We start from the raw sequence: 15,420 nt of genomic DNA on the forward strand, positions 1-15,420 counted from the left end.
CAAGCAGGAGAACCGTGCATGAGCCCATCCAAACGTCCTCGGCACTCGTCGGCCGGAGGCTATGCGCGCGGCGATGAAACGCGCCAGCGCATCATCGACGCGGCCGTGACCTTGTTCGGCGAGCATGGCTACGCGGGCGCATCCACGCGCGATATCGCGGCGGCGGCCGGCGTCAACGCGCCGGCGCTGCAGTACTACTTCGAGAACAAGGAGGGGGTTTACCGGGCCTGCGCCCAGTTCATCGCCGATGACATCCGCGGCCGCTTTGAACCTGCCATGCAGCAGGCATCGGGCACGTTGAAGGGCCAGTCCAGCACGGCAGTGCTGATCGACGCCTTCCTGGGCATCCATGAAGTGGTGCTGGACATGGTGCTGACCGACAGCCAGGCATCCAAGCGGCGTCTGTTCATGGTGCGCGAAGTGGCGGGCGACGAACCGCTGGTGGCCTCACAACTGCTGGAGCGGCGACTCAAGCAGCCCTTGAACAAGCTGCGCCTGAGCTTGCTGGCGCGCATCACCGGCACGACTACCCGCGATCCCATCACGCGGATACGCCTGCTCACCCTCAAGGGTCAGATCCTGCCGTTCTTCCATCCTCCCGGCGCCTGCCTGGACGCCTTGGGATGGAAGGAGATCGACGCCGCCAAGGGCGCCTTGCTCAAGGCGACGGTGATGGAGCAGACGCGCACCCTGCTGGAAAGTTGGCAGGTACGGGGCTGATCGTCGACGCGTTGAGCGCCAGGGCGGCCTACTTGCCGCGTGCTTTGAGCTGCGCATCCAGCCGCGGATAGACGCGACGGACATTGCCCTCGTACACCTGGTGCCGCTCTTCGTCGGAAAGGTTTGCCGCGTCGATATAACGCCGCGTGTCGTCGAAGTAATGGCCGGTGGTGGGATCGATGCCGCGCACGGCGCCCACCATCTCCGAGCCAAACAGGATGTTCTTGATGTCGATCACCTTCAACAGCAGATCGATGCCGGGCTGATGGTAGACGCAGGTATCGAAGTACACGTTCTTCATCACGTGCTCGTCCAGCGGCGGTTTGTTCAACATGTCGGCCAGGCCGCGGTAACGGCCCCAGTGATAAGGCACCGCACCGCCGCCGTGGGGGATCACGAAACGCAAGTCGGGGAAATCCTTGAACAGATCGCCCTGCAGCAATTGCATGAAAGCCGTGGTATCGGCGTTGATGTAATGCGCGCCGGTGGCATGGAAGTTCGCGTTGCAGCTGCCTGAGACGTGGACCATGGCGGGCACGTCCAGCTCCACCATCTTCTCGAAGAACGGGTACCAGGCGCGATCGGTCAGCGGCGGCCCGTTCCAGCGGCCACCGGAGGGATCGGGATTGAGGTTGCAGCCCACGAAGCCCAGCTCGTTGACGCAGCGTTCCAGTTCCGCGATCGAATGCCTGATCGTCACGCCGGGTGACTGTGGCAGCTGGCAAACGCCGATGAAGGTCTCCGGATAGAGCCCGATCACGCGCGCGATCAGGTCATTGCAATGACGCGTCCAGGTCTGACTGACCGCCTCATCGCCCTGATGATGGGCCATGGTGCTGGCGCGCGGCGAGAAGATGGTCATGTCCAGGCCGCGCTCGCGCAGCAGGCGCAGCTGGTTGGCTTCGATGCTCTCGCGGATCTCGTCATCGGAGATGGCGGGGTAGGCCGGCAGCGGTTGCGACGGGTCGGCAAAGTGCTTCAGCTGCGCGTCGCGGAACGCGTCGTGGCCTTTCGGCGCGGTGGTGTAGTGACCGTGGCAGTCGATGATCAGGGGGCGCGCCTGCTCAGACATAGGTAAGGCCCTTGCTGGCCAGGCGCTCGCGCATGTCGTAGATATCCAGGCCCAGTTCGCCTGCGGCCAGGCGTTGGCGCTTGGCCTCTTCGCGAGCTTCGCGCTCCTTCGCCTGTTCCAGTATTTGTACGGCGTTCGCGCGCGGCACGATGCAGACGCCATCATCATCGGCAATCACCACATCGCCTGGGTGGACCAGCGCGCCGCCGCAAACCACCGGCACGTTGACCGAGCCCAGCGTTTCCTTGACCGTGCCCTGCGCATGGATGGCCCGACTCCACACGGGGAATGCCATGGCGGTGAGATCGCGCACATCACGCACGCCGGCATCGATGATCAGGCCACGGCAGCCACGCGCCTTGGCCGAGGTGGCGAGCAGGTCGCCGAAATAGCCGTCTTCGCAGAGGCTGGTGGTGGCGGCGATCAGCAGGTCGCCTTCGCGCAGCTGTTCGATCGCCACGTGCATCATCCAGTTGTCGCCCGGCGGCATCAGCACCGTGACGGCCGAGCCGGCGATGCGTGCGCCGCCATAGATCGGACGCAGACTGGAATGCATCAGGCCGCTGCGGCCCTGTGCTTCGTGCGCGGTGGCGACGCCGACCTTGGCCAGGCCATCAATGACGCCGGCGGGGGCGCGTTCGATGCGGGTTACTACGACAGACATGGCTCATCCTCTTTCGAACATCAATCGTTGGCGGCGGCAGGCTTGAAGCCCATCAGTACGCCGATGTCCACGCGCAGACCGATCGCGTAGACCAGCAGGTTCTTGGGCAGCACCGAGGTTTTGGGAATGGCGGAGTTGTCCGGGTGCACGATGTACTGCACGCTCGGCATCAGCTCGAAACCCTTGACCAGGTGGAGGCTGTAGGTCAGGTCGGCGGCCGTCTGATGGCGGGCATTCCAGCCGCTGCCGCCGAGCTTGGCGCGCTCCTCGGCAAGAAACGCGCGCTCGGCCGAGGTCAATTCGAACTCGGAGAGATTGAGACCCAACGTGTCGTACGGACGCGAGGCGAACGGTCCGGTCATCACGAAGCCGGCGTAGATCTGCTGGCGCATGATTTCCTGCTGCTCCAGCTGCTGCACCCAGCCACCGAACACGTTGAAGCTGCGCGGCGAACTCGGGTCCGGACGCCAGATCACCTTGTCGCCCATCAGGTAGATGCCATCGCGCACGTGGTGATCGGTGGCGGCGGTGCCGCCGTTGATGCCCAGCGGTTGGCCGCGCGTATTCATGTCAATGTCGGTCAAGGGAGCCGTGCTCACGTAAGCGCCGCCCTTCAACTCGAACGGGAACTGCTCCGTGCGCGGATCATTCTTCACCCAGCCGAATTCGACCGGCACGGTGTAACCGGTGGCATGTTCGATGCCCCAGTTCAGGCCATTGCTCGGCTGCACGGTGGGATTGACCTCGAACGCGCCGACGTCGACATAGGTGTTCTCAGTGGTCTTGTACTTCACGTTGCCGCCCCAGGTCGCCGAAGGCAGCAGGCTGAGGCCGGTTTCGGACACCAGCATGCGTGGCTCGCCGCAGGTGTTGGCGGAAGTGAACTGGCAGTTGACCACCAGGTGGCCGAAGTACGTCGTACTGCCCAGGCGGCCGACCTGGATATCGAGCCGGTCGTCGAGGCCTTTGTACTCGTACGAGAACAGGCCCAGATGCCAGCGCGTATAGGGGTTTTTGTAGATGTACTGCTGCTTGGTATAGGTGCCGGTGACCAACGCGTTGAGGCTCAGGCCGTAGTCGCGATAGACGGTGAAGTGGAAGGTGGAGCCCGTCCATCCCCAGATCTTGCCCAGGTCGAGATCCGCGCCGATATAGAACTGGCCCACGTTGTGACTGCCCTGAGCCACACCGCCGGTGGTGTTCTTGGCGAACTGGTCGACCAGGCTGGCGCGGATGTTCACGCCATCATCGATCATGTTCTGCACCCACGCCGGACGAGGCAGGCCAGGCTCTCGTGCAGGCGGCGGCGGGGCAGCGAGACTGGTGGCCGGATCGACGTTGCTGGGTTGCGCATCGGCCTGCGCTGCCGCATAGCCGTCGGCCCAGTTGGCGCCCGGTCCGCTGTCCGGCGCTGCCTGCGTGTCCTGCGCGTAGGCGGCAGGCATCAGCAAGGCGGCGAGTAGACCAAGATAAAGCGATTGACGTGTCATTGACCTTTTCACTGACGCACTCCTCCCCGCCGCGGTGCCGTCAGGTACCGCGAGACACTTGTTGTTTTGAAGGCGAACTTCCTGTTAACCCGCGTGTAATTCTCGTTGTAGCTGTTCGCGATCGACTGCCTGTTCCCAGCGGCCAACCACCACGGTGGCCACGCAATTGCCGACGATATTCACGAACACAAAACCCGCCGACAGGATGCGGTGCACACCAAGAATCAAGGCAACGCTGCTGACCGGAATGGTCTTGGTCGCCGCCAGGGTCATGGTCAATACCGCGATGGCCGAACCCGATACACCTGCGCCGCCCTTGGATGTGACCAGCAGGATCAGCAGCAGGCCCAGCTGTCCTTGCCAGCCCAGCGCAGTGTCGGTGGCCTGCGCGAGGAACACCGTGACTGCCGCGAAGTACAGGCAGGTGCCGTCGTGGTTGAAGCTATAGGCCGTGGGCAGCACCATGCCGACCACCGATTCGTTCACGCCAAGACGGCTCAATTTTTCGGTGAGCTGCGGAAACACGCTTTCCGACGAACTGGTGCCGAGCACCAGCACCAGCTCCTCGCGGATGTAGCGCATCAGCTTGAGCAGGCTGAAGCCGCACGCGTATGAAATCGGGGCGAGCACGAACAGCAGGAAGGCCACGCAGGTCAGCGCGAATACGCCCACCAGCTTGGCCAGCGGCAACAGGCTGGCGGCGCCGAACTTGGCGGTGGTGAAGGCGATCGCGCCGAAGGCAGCGATCGGGGCAATCTTCATCACCTGGCGGATGATCCAGAACAAGGCGAGCTGGGTGGCGTCGACCACGCGCAACACCGGCTGCGCTTTTTCGCCAAGACTGGCCAGACCGCAGGCAAACAGCACGGAAAACAGCAACACCTGCAGGATATCGCCGCGGCTGAACGCGCCCAGCGCCGAGGTCGGCACCAGATTGGTGAGGAACTCGCCGAAGCCTTGCGGCGCAGGCGCGATGTGGTCGGCTGCGTCCATGCCTTGCTTGAGCGTGGCGAGGTCGACATGCATGCCCACGCCGGGTTTGAGCAGGTTGACCGCAACCAGGCCGATCACCAGGGCCACGCTGGTGACCAGCTCGAAATACACCATCGCCTTGAGCGCGATGCGCCCCACCTTGCCCATGTCGCGCACGCTGGCGATGCCGTGCGTGACCGTGCAGAAGATGATCAGCCCCACCACCATCTGGATCAGGCGGATGAAGATATCGCCCAGCGGCTTCAATGCCGCGCCGATGTTGGGCCACACCACACCGACCAGCACGCCGAGCACGATACCCACCACCACCTGGAAGGTCAGGTCGCGATAGAGCGGGTGCCGCTGCGACGTCAGATGGGTTTGGAGGTTCACCGGTCGGGTCATCAGGAAACTGAACTCTGGTAGTGGGTCGCGTTGGCGCTATGGCGCACGATCAGGCCGTCTTGGTTTCGAGCAAAGCGTGCGCGGGACCCAGCACCTCGTCGAGGCCAAGCTTGCGCGGCAGCAGTTTCTGTTCCAGGCACGCATCGATGATCCACGCCAGGGGACCATACAGGGCGTCAAAGCCGGACAACGTCTTGCGTGGGCTGGCGGTTGTCGTCTGCAGGGCTTCAGCCTCTGCCAGCAGGCGATAGGCAGCGCGCACGGCATCGGGTTCGCGCCGGCAAGTCTCGGCGCTTGCCGCGACCACATGGTTGATCGGCACAAAACCGTGCTGCTGCGCCCAGGCCAGATCCTTGGCCTTGGCGTCGGCGATCACCGGCACATAGTCGTCGCCCTCGGGAAGGTCATTGCCGAAGATCGCCGCGTCGATCTCGCCATCGTGCAGCATGGCCAGCAAGTCCTTGCCGTGAGTCGGGTGTTCCACGAACGGAGGGTCCTGATACTGCGTGACATGTGCCGGATCGTGGGTGACCCAATGGATGTCGGAAGTTGCAAGGCCGGCATCCTCGACCAGATGCGCGCGCACCCACATGCCCGTGGTCTGTGTGTAGGAGCGCACGCCGACGCGCTTGCCGCGCAATTGTTCAGGCGTGAGTTCGCCATGCGGGCGATAGGAGATCAGGCAGCCACGCTGGAAGCGCGACGCAACCACGACTGGCAGCAGCACCACCGGCCGCTTATACGCGATCGCCTGCAGGGCGGTGACGATGGCCAGCTCCGAGAGGTCGAACGCCGCCTCGCGCACCATCGGCGCAAACGCCTTGTGGATCGGGCTGATCTCGGTGAAGTCGAGCACCACGTGGTCACTCTTGAGCGTGCCGTCCTTTAGAGGTGTGGTCAGGGCCGTGGTCTTCAACACGGTCTGCAGATGGACCGGCTGACTCATGCCGATACCTCCGCCAGCGCCGGATAGATGCGTTGGACCGTGCCGCCGAAGATCATCGCCTGCAGCGGCTGCGGCAGACTGGACAGCACATCGCGCGCCGTCGTCGCGAGTTCATGCAGCGAGCCTTCCGCGGCCGGGAAGTTGGATCCCCAGGCGATGCGCTCGGCGCCAAACGTACTCACCAGCTTCTCGAGGAAATCGATGGGATGGGAGAGGCCTTTCGCCGCCGCAGCCAAGGTGCGATTGGTCAGCTTCAGATGCACGCCGTCGAACTGCGCCATTTCAAACAACATCTGTGCCGCTTTGTAGGGCACGCCATCATCGAGGTCCGGACGGGCGCAATGGTCCAGCAGTACGCGCACGCCAGGAAAGTGTTCGAGCAAGGTGCGCAGGGTCGGCAGGCCTTGCATGGTCATCTGCAGGCAGACGGGGATGCCTTTGCGTTCGGCATGTGCCCACGCCGGATAAGAATCCTTGTGGCCCAGCCAATCGGACTGGCCGGGCATGGTGGTGCCGGTGGTGAACAGGCGAAAGCCGTGCAGGCCTTGCGCTTCCCAATGATCGATACGCTGGACCGCATCGGGTGCCAGCGCATCGATCGAATACACGCCGGTCAGGCGGTCGGGATGCGCACGAACGGTGTCGACCACATAGCGGTTGTCGTGCCCGTACACCGTGGAGGCTTGCACCACCACGGCCTTGGCGATGCCGGCCGCATCCATTGCCTTGATCACGCCGGCTGCATCGACCGGTCGCTGCTGCGACCACTCCGACTGATGGCCGCCGATCGGGTTCTTCGGATAGGTGGTCGTGTCGGAGGCGATGGCGTGCAGGTGGGAATCGATGATCTTCATAAGCGCGGTCAGTTCACTATCGGGGTTCGCGGGGGGAGGGGTGTTTCGTGCATCGCAACATCGAGTAAGTCAGCGAAAGCGCCGGATTAGCGTCTCTTGTTGCTGCGTTGCGCCATCAAAAAATCCCGGCACGACTTTCGAGATTGGTATCGATTGTTACGAGAGAGTTTTTTCGCTCTCCGGTGGTGAACGGAATCTGCGCCAAAACACGGGTGTTGCCTAATTCGTTTTCTTATTGACACATAAGTAAATACTATTGATTGCGCATGGATAAGATTTACGCCCTCAACCTCCGCCACCTGGATGCGCTCAGCGTGATCGCCCGCGCGGGCAGCATGAGCGTGGCGGCCGAGCTGGTCAGTCTTTCGCAACCGGCCTTGACCCAGGCCGTGGGCAAGCTCGAGCGCAATCTCGAAATCCGTCTGTTCGAGCGGCAAGTCGACGGCACGCGCCCGACCATCAGTGGACGGGCGTGGATCATTCGCGTGGAACGCGCGTTGCGCTATCTCACTCATGGCGTGCGGCTGGTGCGCCGCTCGGCGCGCCTGGCGCCGCTGAACCAGATCGAGCGACGCATCAGCATGGTCCAGCTGCGTGCCCTGGTGGCCGTCGTTCAATGCAGCAGTTACGCCACGGCCGCAGAACAGATCGCGTTATCGCAACCGGCGGTGTATCGGGCCGTGCGCGAGCTGCAGGATGCGCTGGGTGCGGAATTGCTGGTGCGGGCCGGACGCGTCGTGCGGCCCACCGATCTGGCCAGCCGGTTCGTGCGCTTCGTTCGCCTGATGCTGGCGGAGCTGCGCACCGGCGTGGATGAAATCGCTGCCGGCAAATACGGCGGCGGCCGCATCAGCATCGGCACCTTGCCGATGGCGCGTGCAGTGTTTCTGCCGGACCTGCTGGCGCGATTCGCACAGGAACATCCGGCGGCCTCCGTGGACGTGCGTGAGGCGCCGTATGGCGAGTTGCTCAGCTCGCTGCGCCATGGCGACATCGACCTGATGATCGGCGGCGCCATGCGCCATCCGGCGCCGGCCAATGACGTGGAGCAGGAGGGCCTGTTCGATGACGAGCTCTTCATCGTCGGCAACTGCGCGCATCCGCTGCGGCAACAGGCGTTGGTGGCGATCGATGACCTGCTCGCCTATCCCTGGGCCGTGCCGGCGCCGGGCGTGCCGATGCGGCGCAACTGGGAGACGCTGTTTCGCGTCAACGGCATCGAGCCGCCGACGCCGCGCATCGAATGCAGTTCCGTCTTGGTGACGCGCGGACTGATGCTCAAAGGCGACTGGCTCAGCCTGATGTCGATGGACCAATTTCTGTTCGAGCGCCAGGCCGGCGCCCTGGCCGAAATCCCCATCGAAGGCGGGGTGCTGCGCCGGCGCATCGCCATGACCCGCCGCAGCGACTGGCGGCCCACGCCCCTCCAGGAGCAGTTCGCCACATTGGCGCGCGAGATGGCTGCCGAGCGCACCGAGCGTGCGGACTTTCGCGTCCGAGCCGAAGTCAGCGCGCCTTCTGATCGTTGGGATATCGAGGACTTGCACTGATCCTGGCGCATGGGTGACTCGGCGCTCAATGCTGCGCGAGATCCAGCAGCCCAGTTGGCCTGAGCGGGCTGCGACACACCTTAATCCGGCTTTCCACTGGCCTTGCTTGCAATAATTAATCGTATGGTTAATCAATTCATCGCTCGATGAATGGCGGACACATGCGGCCACTTGGGCAATGGGCGTCGCGAGGAAAGAGGGTATTTCCCGCGGCTTGCACCCGGCGCGTTTTGTCTCCACCGTTGAAAGGCCTCTCATGCACTGAGGTGATGATCGGAGTAGCGAGCGATGAGCACACAGGTCTTGGTCGTGGGCGCGAGTCCTGGCCTCTTGCAAATGAGAGCATATGCCCCTACCTTGGATATAAGGGCATATGCCTGCATTATTCGAAAGGATCTGATCATGAGCGAAGCAAGCATTCTTGTGAGCGGTGCGACTGGGCGCACCGGCGGTGCAGCCATCGACGAACTGCTGAAAATGGGCAGGCATGTGCGCGCCTACGTGCGTTCGAACGACGAGCGGGCGGCGGCGCTGAGGGCTCGTGGCGTGGAGACTGCCATCGGCGACTTCACCGATATCGACCAGATTCGCGCGGCGATGGAGGGCGTCAGTTCGATGTATTTCCTGCATCCGATCGCGCCGGGCATCGTCGAGGCGGCTGCCTATGTCGCGCAGGCTGCCAAGGAGGCGGGTGTCAGCGCCATCGTCAATATGTCGCAGATTTCCGCTCGCCGGGAGTCAACCAGCCATGCGGCCCAGGATCACTGGATATCCGAGCGCGTGTTCGATTGGTCCGGCGTGCCGACCACGCATCTGCGTCCGACCTTCTTTGCCGACTGGCTGATCTACCCGCACTTCGCCCAGGAGATCTGGGCCAGGAAAAAGATCGAGTTTCCGTTTGAAAATGGTCGCCACGCGCCCATCAGTTCGGACGATCAGGGGCGGGTGATCGCCCATCTCCTGGCTGATCCGATTGGCCACGAGGGCAAGATCTACACCCTCCACGGCCCCGTCGAAATGGATCACACCCAGATCGCTGCCGCCATGAGCGACGTGCTCGGGGCGCGCATCGAGTATGTGCCGACTTCCATCGACCAGTTCAGGCACAAAATGGAAAACCTGTATAACTTCCCTCCGTTCCTGGTCCAGCACCTGGTGGAAGTGGCCCAGCATTACCGCGAAGGCATTTTCCAGGGCACCAATGACGTGGTCGAGAAGATCACCGGCACGCCCGCGCTGTCGGTGCCGGCCTTTATCGAGAAGCATCGCGCTGCATTTGCTTGAGGCATGAGTCCGGTTTCCATGCTGCACTGAGGTTGAGGAGAGTCGAGATGTCGCCAAACAAGTCGTCTGTCGGGGTCGATCAGTGCCACTGCTTTGCGATGAGGAAGGCTGCCCGGCAAATCTCGCGCCTGTATGACAGCCATCTGCAGCCCACCGGTCTGCGCATCACCCAGTTTCTGATACTGGCAGCGCTGAATCAGGAGCAGGGCGTCTCGATCAACGATCTTGCCGAACGACTCGATACCGAACGAACGGCGATGGGAAAAATGGTTGGCGTGTTGGAGCGGGACGGTTTTGTCCGGCTCCGGCCGTCGCCGACGGACGGTCGGAGCCGCCTGGCGGAGCTCACCCCCAGCGGCAAGGGGCTGTTCGAACAAGCAGCTCCGCTGTGGCGCGAAGCGCAGCGGCAGTTCGGCGAGATGAATGGCGCGAAGGACGTGCGCGCCTTGCGGCAAAATCTTGCAGGGATGAAGACGGGCGATCTCTCCACGTCGTTTGAGTGAGCGACCGCCGCCATGTCTTTGAAATCGCCTGGGCGCCTTGGCTAGAACGTGTAGCGCACCCGCCCATACCAGTAGGCGCCGTTGCTGCCGATCGGCGAGATCACGTCGTACGGGAAGTTGCCGCCGTAGTTGATGTCGCTGTTGGAGCGGGTGGGGTATTGGTTGGTGACGTTGTCGCCGCCGAGCGCAAAGCTGAGGTGATCGGTAGCTCGATACTCGGCCTCTAGATTCAGCTGGAAGCGGGGCGCATAGGTCTGCGTGGGGATGTAGCCGTCGCCAAAATCGAATACGCGCGTGGTGGCGCCCTGGCGGGTGACGCGGCCGAGCAGGCCCCACTGCCGGTTGTCCCATTTGGCGGTGAAGCTGCCGCGCTGGCGTGGTGCCGCGTCGGTCAAGGTGTTGCGCGCTTCCACGCCGAACAGCACGTTGTCGGCGCCCGCGGCGATCAGGGCGGCAGGGGTGGCTTCAACGCTGCGGATCTGCGTGTTGTTGTGGCTGTAGGCCAGGGTCAGCAGCAGATTGCCGTTGGCCACTTCGGCGCGGTAGTTGCCCACCAATTCTGCGCCGCGCGTGATCGTATTCACGGCGTTGGTGAAGAACTGCACGCTCTGCACGCCGGCCACGCCAAAGTTCTGCTGGATGTATTGCTCCAGTCCATCGTTGTCGATCGTCTCGGACAGGGTGACGCGATGGTCGATGGCGATCTGATAAGCATCGAGCGAGAAGTCGAAGGCGCTGCCGAGCTGGCCGGTGATGCCGATGCTGAAGTTGCGCGATTTTTCCGGCTTCAGCGGTTGTGCGCCCAGGTCGCGCGCCAGTGGGTTGTTGACCGACAGGATGCGACCCGTCACCAGCTTGCCGTCTGCGCCATAACCGGTGGTGGTCGCTTCGTAGCCGATCTGGCTCAGCGATGGCGCGCGCAGATTGTTGGACGCCGCGCCGCGCAAGGCGAAACCGGGGGAGAACTCCCAGCGCGCGCTGAGCTTGCCGCTCCAGTTGCCACCGAAGTCGCTGTAATGCTCATAGCGGCCCGCTGCGTCGGCGAAGAAGGTGTCGGTGATATCGCTGGAAACTTCCGCATAGGCCGCCTGCACGCGACGTGAGAGATCCGCTGCGTCCTGCGGCTGCAAGCCGCCGCCGGCCTGCGCTCCGGCAGGTGCGTCGATGGGTCCGACGGCATAGGAGGCCGGATCTCCCGCGCCGGTGTGGAAGTTCTCATAGCGATACTCGCCTCCGACGGCCAGGGTCACGGACCTGCCCGCCACGTCGTACTGACGGCTGGCATCGAGATTGGCCGTGCTCTGGTTGAACGCGTAGCTGCCGATATGGAAATACGTGGGGCTGGCCGCACCCAGCGAGGCATTGAGCGAATCGCGCAGGTCGTAGTCGAACGCGTTCCTGCCCCAGTTGAGGCTGCCGTCGTAGCTCCAGTCGCCCACGGTGCCGCGCACGCCGCCGGCGGTTTGGGCGTCGCGGTTGTGGCCGATGGACTGCGGCAGATAACCGTCCGGATAGATGGCAGGCACGTTCGCGTCGCTATCGGGGTAGCGGAAGTAGTTGTCGCCGATGGTGTGCCGCTGCGTATAGGTGCCAAAGGCATACAGGCTGGCGTGTGCGTTCAACGGCAGCTCGCCGTTGAACCAGCCGTTGTAACTCTCGTTGGGCGGATCGCCGGCGGCATAGTTGCGTTGTCCGCGCAGGGCAAGGTTGGCCGGCGTGGGATCGGCGATGAAATCGGGCACGGTGTCGTAACCGGCGCGATTGGTGCCTGCATGGTGGCTGGTCTCCACGCCCGCATGCAGGTAGCCGCTACCGGCCAGCGTCGTGCCGAAATCCGCGGCGGCGTAGCCGCCCTGGCCATCTGTGATCTCGCGATCGGTGGGACGGAAGTGCGTATGGTAGGCGCCGTAATCGGCCGAGACTTCGCCGCCGCTTGGCGCATCCTTGAGGATGATGTTGATGACGCCGGCAATCGCATCGGAACCATATTGCGCGCCCGCGCCGTCGCGCAGCACCTCGATGCGCTTGATCGCGCTGATGGGGATGGCGTTGAAATCGACCGGCGTGGTGCCGTTGCCGATCTTGGTATCCGTGTTGACCAGGGCCGACGTGTGAAAGCGCTTGCCATTCACCAGCACCAGCACTTCGTCCGGGGACAGCCCGCGCAACTGCGCAGCGCGCACATGGTCCGAGCCGCCCGAGTTGGACTGGCGCGGAAAATTGAACGAGGGCAGCAGCACGGCGAGCGCCGCGCCCAGTTCGCCGTTGACCGCACCGGCGTTGCGCAGATCCTGTTCGCTCAATACGTCGACCGGCACGGGCGAGTCCAGTGAGGTGCGGTTGCTCGCTCGCACGCCTGTCACCACGACCTGACCCAGTGTCTTTGTTTGTTCATCGGCGGGCTGCGCTTGCGCATGCGCCAGGGGCACGGCAAGCGCCGTCGCAACGAGCGCGGTGAGCAAACGGACGCGCGGCAGCGCGGCGGGGCGTATCGACATGGCAATTCCTTATGGGTGCAGCCGTCCATCGCGCGAACCTTCAGGGGCGACGCTGGACACTATGGATTAGTGGGTACTAGCGCCGGGGAGGGCGCGGAGAAGCGGCTACGCCAGGCAACATCGCCGCATGGACTTACCATGCGGCGCGTGCGGGTACTCAAGCATGCAATCGGTCATGTTCGACAAACCTGATCCCCAGGTACAGCTGGCAGTGGGCTCGGCCACGCGAGGCGGCCGGTGGTTATTTGTTGCATTGCGCAAGTCATGTTGTCAATACTGCGCGAAGGTCTAAGAGCTTTGACGCTCTATCCGTATAGATGTCCAAATTGGCATGAGGAAATAGCCATGATTCATTTGCGTTTGACGTGGGCGGTGCTTTCAGCCGGATTGCTTTCGGGTTGCGTCACCTCGGTGGCTCCCACGACTGCCACGTTGCATGGCGATGCGGCGCATCCCGCACAAACGCAAGGCTGGGTGGATACCAAGCTGTATTTCGGGCTGGGCATCGCGGGGGATGCCAGCCATGGCGTCAGTGAGCAACGCTGGCGGGAATTTCTGGATGCGGAAGTCACGCCGCGATTCCCGGATGGCTTGAGCGTGCTCGACGTCTATGGCCAGTGGCAGGGCAAGGGCCAGCCCACGCCGGAGCGCCTGCGCTCGAAGATGCTGGTGATCGATTATCCCGACACGGCGGACAATCGCGCTAAGGTGGACGCCATACGTGCGGCGTGGAAGCAGCGCACGGGTGACCAGTCCGTGCTGCGCGTGACGCAGCCTGCCGAGGTGTCGTTCTGAGATGAGCAGCATTCGTTCGCAGCGTTGGCTCTCACCCGGCGACATCAATGGCTTTCTTGGCCTGGTGGTCGACAATCTGTCGATCATGGCCTTTCTTGCTACGGCCTTGATCGGCATCTTCGGTTTTCCGGCCGATATCGTCTTTCTGCGCATGTTCCCAGGCACGACCTTTGGCGTGCTGCTGGGCAACCTGGCCTATACCGCGATGGCGCGCCGATTGGCGAAGCGCGAAGGCCGTGATGACGTCACCGCGATGCCGCTTGGCCTGGACGCGCCGACCAGCATCGGCATGGCGCTGCTGGTGCTGGGTCCGGCGTTCCTGAGTTTCAAGCAGGCCGGCATGGATGAGCACGCTGCGGGGATCGCCACCTGGCAGCTGGGCATGGCCTCGCTGGTGATCATGGGTGTACTGAAGTTCGTGCTGTCCTTTTTTGGCGGCATGGTGCAACGGCATGTGCCACGCGCTGGACTGCTGGGTTCCATCGCGGGCATTGCGCTGGTGCTGATGGGCTTTCTGCCGCTGATCGAGATCCTCAAAGTGCCGGTGGTGGGCTTTGCAGGATTGGGTGTGGTGCTGTACGCCTTGGTGGCACGCGCACGCATGCCGCTGGGGCTGCCGGGCGTGCTGGTGGCCTTCGTGGTGGCGGCGCTGCTGTACTACGGTCTGGGCCCGCTGGGCTGGCTTGGCAACGGCTATCACGCCCCGGTCGCCTGGCAGTGGCGTTTTGCGTTGCCGCTGCCGACCTTGCAATGGATGAACGGCCTGGCCGCAGCGACGCCTTATCTTCCGCTGATCCTGCCGTTTGGCTTGCTGATGGTGGTGGGCGGCATCAACGTGACGGAAAGCGCGCGCGTGGCCGGCGACGATTACCGCACGCGCGATATTCTGCTGGTGGAGGCCTTGGCGACGCTGGTAGCCGGTTTCTGCGGCGGCGTGGCGCAGACCACGCCCTACATTGGCCAGCCGTCGTACAAGGCGATGGGTGCGCGCAGTGGCTATACGCTGCTGACCGGCCTGGTGATCGGCCTGGGTGGCGTGTTCGGTTACCTGTCCAACCTGGTCGAGCTGCTGCCTTTGTCGGTGCTGGCGCCGATCCTGGTGTTCGTGGCGATCGGCATCACGGTGCAGGCTTTTGAGGCGACCCCGGTGCGCTATGCCGCGGCCGTCGTATTCAGCTTCTTTCCGGCCATCGCACGCATGGTGACGATCAAGCTCAGCGATCCCACCTACGTGTCGAGCGACCACTACGGCGCGCTGTTCGCCGAGCATAGCCATGGGATTTCCGAACTGGCGGTGATCACCGTGCTGGGCAACGGCTTCATCATTACCTCGATGATCTGGGCGAGTTTCCTGGTGGCCTTGATCGATGGTCGAACACGCCGGGCTGCCGGGATCCTGCTGTCGGGCGCAGCCTTGAGCCTGTTTGGCATCATCCACTCGGTGGAGCTGACCGGTGGGATCTATGTGCCCTGGACACTCGACGAGGCCTCGCGCCAGCTGGTCTGGCAGTTCACCGGTGCGTACGTGGTGTTGGCCATCGTGCTGCTGGTGCTTGCCCTGGCAGCGCCACGTGACGACCGCAGCGTGGCCTGAGCGGATGTCGCGCGACCTGAGGATGGACGTCATTGACCGGCGCTAGGCCAAGCCAGGTGCGGTCGCGCGGACG

At 63.5% G+C, this 15,420-nt stretch carries 13 protein-coding genes; 6 read left to right on the plus strand and 7 right to left on the minus strand.

Annotated elements, in window-relative coordinates; genetic code table 11:
• Positions 1–18: 18 nt before the first annotated feature.
• Positions 19–720, plus strand: coding sequence for a CerR family C-terminal domain-containing protein (locus tag Y882_RS05675; protein ID WP_046970906.1), 702 nt, complete (start codon positions 19–21; stop codon positions 718–720).
• Between the two features lie 28 nt (positions 721–748).
• Here the strand turns inward: Y882_RS05675 and Y882_RS05680 are convergent, their stop codons facing one another.
• The 6 genes from Y882_RS05680 to Y882_RS05705 form a co-directional block, all read right to left on the minus strand.
• Positions 749–1,771 (minus strand): amidohydrolase family protein, encoded by a 1,023-nt coding sequence (locus Y882_RS05680; RefSeq protein WP_046970976.1) that lies wholly within the window; start codon positions 1,769–1,771, stop codon positions 749–751.
• Positions 1,772–1,784: 13 nt separating this feature from the next.
• Entirely contained in the window at positions 1,785–2,456 is a 672-nt protein-coding gene (locus Y882_RS05685) for a 4-carboxy-4-hydroxy-2-oxoadipate aldolase/oxaloacetate decarboxylase (protein WP_046970907.1), read from the minus strand.
• A 20-nt stretch (positions 2,457–2,476) separates the two neighbouring features.
• A complete protein-coding gene (locus Y882_RS05690) occupies positions 2,477–3,946 on the minus strand; it encodes a carbohydrate porin (protein ID WP_046970908.1) in 1,470 nt (489 codons plus the stop codon).
• A gap of 84 nt (positions 3,947–4,030) precedes the next feature.
• On the minus strand, positions 4,031–5,311 hold the full coding sequence (gene dctA, locus Y882_RS05695; protein WP_211259124.1) for a C4-dicarboxylate transporter DctA: 1,281 nt from the start codon (positions 5,309–5,311) through the stop codon (positions 4,031–4,033).
• A 61-nt stretch (positions 5,312–5,372) separates the two neighbouring features.
• Entirely contained in the window at positions 5,373–6,269 is an 897-nt protein-coding gene (locus Y882_RS05700; RefSeq protein WP_046970910.1) for a substrate-binding domain-containing protein, read from the minus strand.
• Positions 6,266–7,123, minus strand: a complete 858-nt coding sequence (locus Y882_RS05705; protein ID WP_046970911.1) for an amidohydrolase family protein — start codon at positions 7,121–7,123, stop codon at positions 6,266–6,268. Before Y882_RS05705 ends, Y882_RS05700 begins: the two co-directional genes overlap by 4 nt.
• A 266-nt stretch (positions 7,124–7,389) precedes the next feature.
• On the opposite strand from Y882_RS05705, the gene Y882_RS05710 reads away from it, so the two are divergent.
• From Y882_RS05710 to Y882_RS05720, 3 genes are all read left to right on the plus strand, one after another.
• Entirely contained in the window at positions 7,390–8,673 is a 1,284-nt protein-coding gene (locus Y882_RS05710) for a LysR family transcriptional regulator (protein WP_046970912.1), read from the plus strand.
• Positions 8,674–8,961: 288 nt separating this feature from the next.
• Positions 8,962–9,957: an NmrA family NAD(P)-binding protein gene (locus tag Y882_RS05715; RefSeq protein ID WP_244466247.1), complete on the plus strand. Its 996-nt coding sequence runs from the start codon at positions 8,962–8,964 to the stop codon at positions 9,955–9,957.
• A 47-nt stretch (positions 9,958–10,004) separates the two neighbouring features.
• The gene (locus Y882_RS05720) at positions 10,005–10,460 is read left to right on the plus strand and encodes a MarR family winged helix-turn-helix transcriptional regulator (protein WP_046970914.1); all 456 of its coding nucleotides are present in this window, start codon (positions 10,005–10,007) and stop codon (positions 10,458–10,460) included.
• 41 nt (positions 10,461–10,501) lie between these two features.
• Here Y882_RS05720 and Y882_RS05725 read toward each other — a convergent pair whose 3' ends face one another.
• Positions 10,502–12,958, minus strand: a complete 2,457-nt coding sequence (locus tag Y882_RS05725) for a TonB-dependent receptor plug domain-containing protein (protein WP_046970915.1) — start codon at positions 12,956–12,958, stop codon at positions 10,502–10,504.
• A gap of 345 nt (positions 12,959–13,303) precedes the next feature.
• On the opposite strand from Y882_RS05725, the gene Y882_RS05730 reads away from it, so the two are divergent.
• Together Y882_RS05730 and Y882_RS05735 are read left to right on the plus strand one after the other, a co-directional pair.
• Positions 13,304–13,753: a DUF3574 domain-containing protein gene (locus Y882_RS05730; RefSeq protein WP_046970916.1), complete on the plus strand. Its 450-nt coding sequence runs from the start codon at positions 13,304–13,306 to the stop codon at positions 13,751–13,753.
• Between the two features lies 1 nt (position 13,754).
• Positions 13,755–15,347 carry a SulP family inorganic anion transporter gene (locus Y882_RS05735; protein WP_046970917.1) on the plus strand — a complete coding sequence of 531 codons (1,593 nt, stop codon included), beginning with the start codon at positions 13,755–13,757 and terminating at the stop codon, positions 15,345–15,347.
• Positions 15,348–15,420: the final 73 nt, after the last annotated feature.

Source organism: Dyella japonica DSM 16301, from assembly GCF_001010355.1.
In the GTDB taxonomy this organism is placed as follows: Bacteria; Pseudomonadota; Gammaproteobacteria; order Xanthomonadales; family Rhodanobacteraceae; genus Dyella; species Dyella japonica.

Coding starts and splice junctions, on each gene's coding strand:
- Y882_RS05720 (WP_046970914.1), top strand. CDS start 10,005: ATGTCGCCAAACAAGTCGTCTGTCGGGGTCGATCAGTGCCACTGCTTT.
- Y882_RS05690 (WP_046970908.1), bottom strand. CDS start 3,946: ATGACACGTCAATCGCTTTATCTTGGTCTACTCGCCGCCTTGCTGATG.
- Y882_RS05735 (WP_046970917.1), top strand. CDS start 13,755: ATGAGCAGCATTCGTTCGCAGCGTTGGCTCTCACCCGGCGACATCAAT.
- Y882_RS05675 (WP_046970906.1), top strand. CDS start 19: ATGAGCCCATCCAAACGTCCTCGGCACTCGTCGGCCGGAGGCTATGCG.
- Y882_RS05685 (WP_046970907.1), bottom strand. CDS start 2,456: ATGTCTGTCGTAGTAACCCGCATCGAACGCGCCCCCGCCGGCGTCATT.
- Y882_RS05725 (WP_046970915.1), bottom strand. CDS start 12,958: ATGTCGATACGCCCCGCCGCGCTGCCGCGCGTCCGTTTGCTCACCGCG.
- Y882_RS05710 (WP_046970912.1), top strand. CDS start 7,390: ATGGATAAGATTTACGCCCTCAACCTCCGCCACCTGGATGCGCTCAGC.
- Y882_RS05715 (WP_244466247.1), top strand. CDS start 8,962: ATGAGCACACAGGTCTTGGTCGTGGGCGCGAGTCCTGGCCTCTTGCAA.
- Y882_RS05705 (WP_046970911.1), bottom strand. CDS start 7,123: ATGAAGATCATCGATTCCCACCTGCACGCCATCGCCTCCGACACGACC.
- Y882_RS05700 (WP_046970910.1), bottom strand. CDS start 6,269: ATGAGTCAGCCGGTCCATCTGCAGACCGTGTTGAAGACCACGGCCCTG.
- Y882_RS05730 (WP_046970916.1), top strand. CDS start 13,304: ATGATTCATTTGCGTTTGACGTGGGCGGTGCTTTCAGCCGGATTGCTT.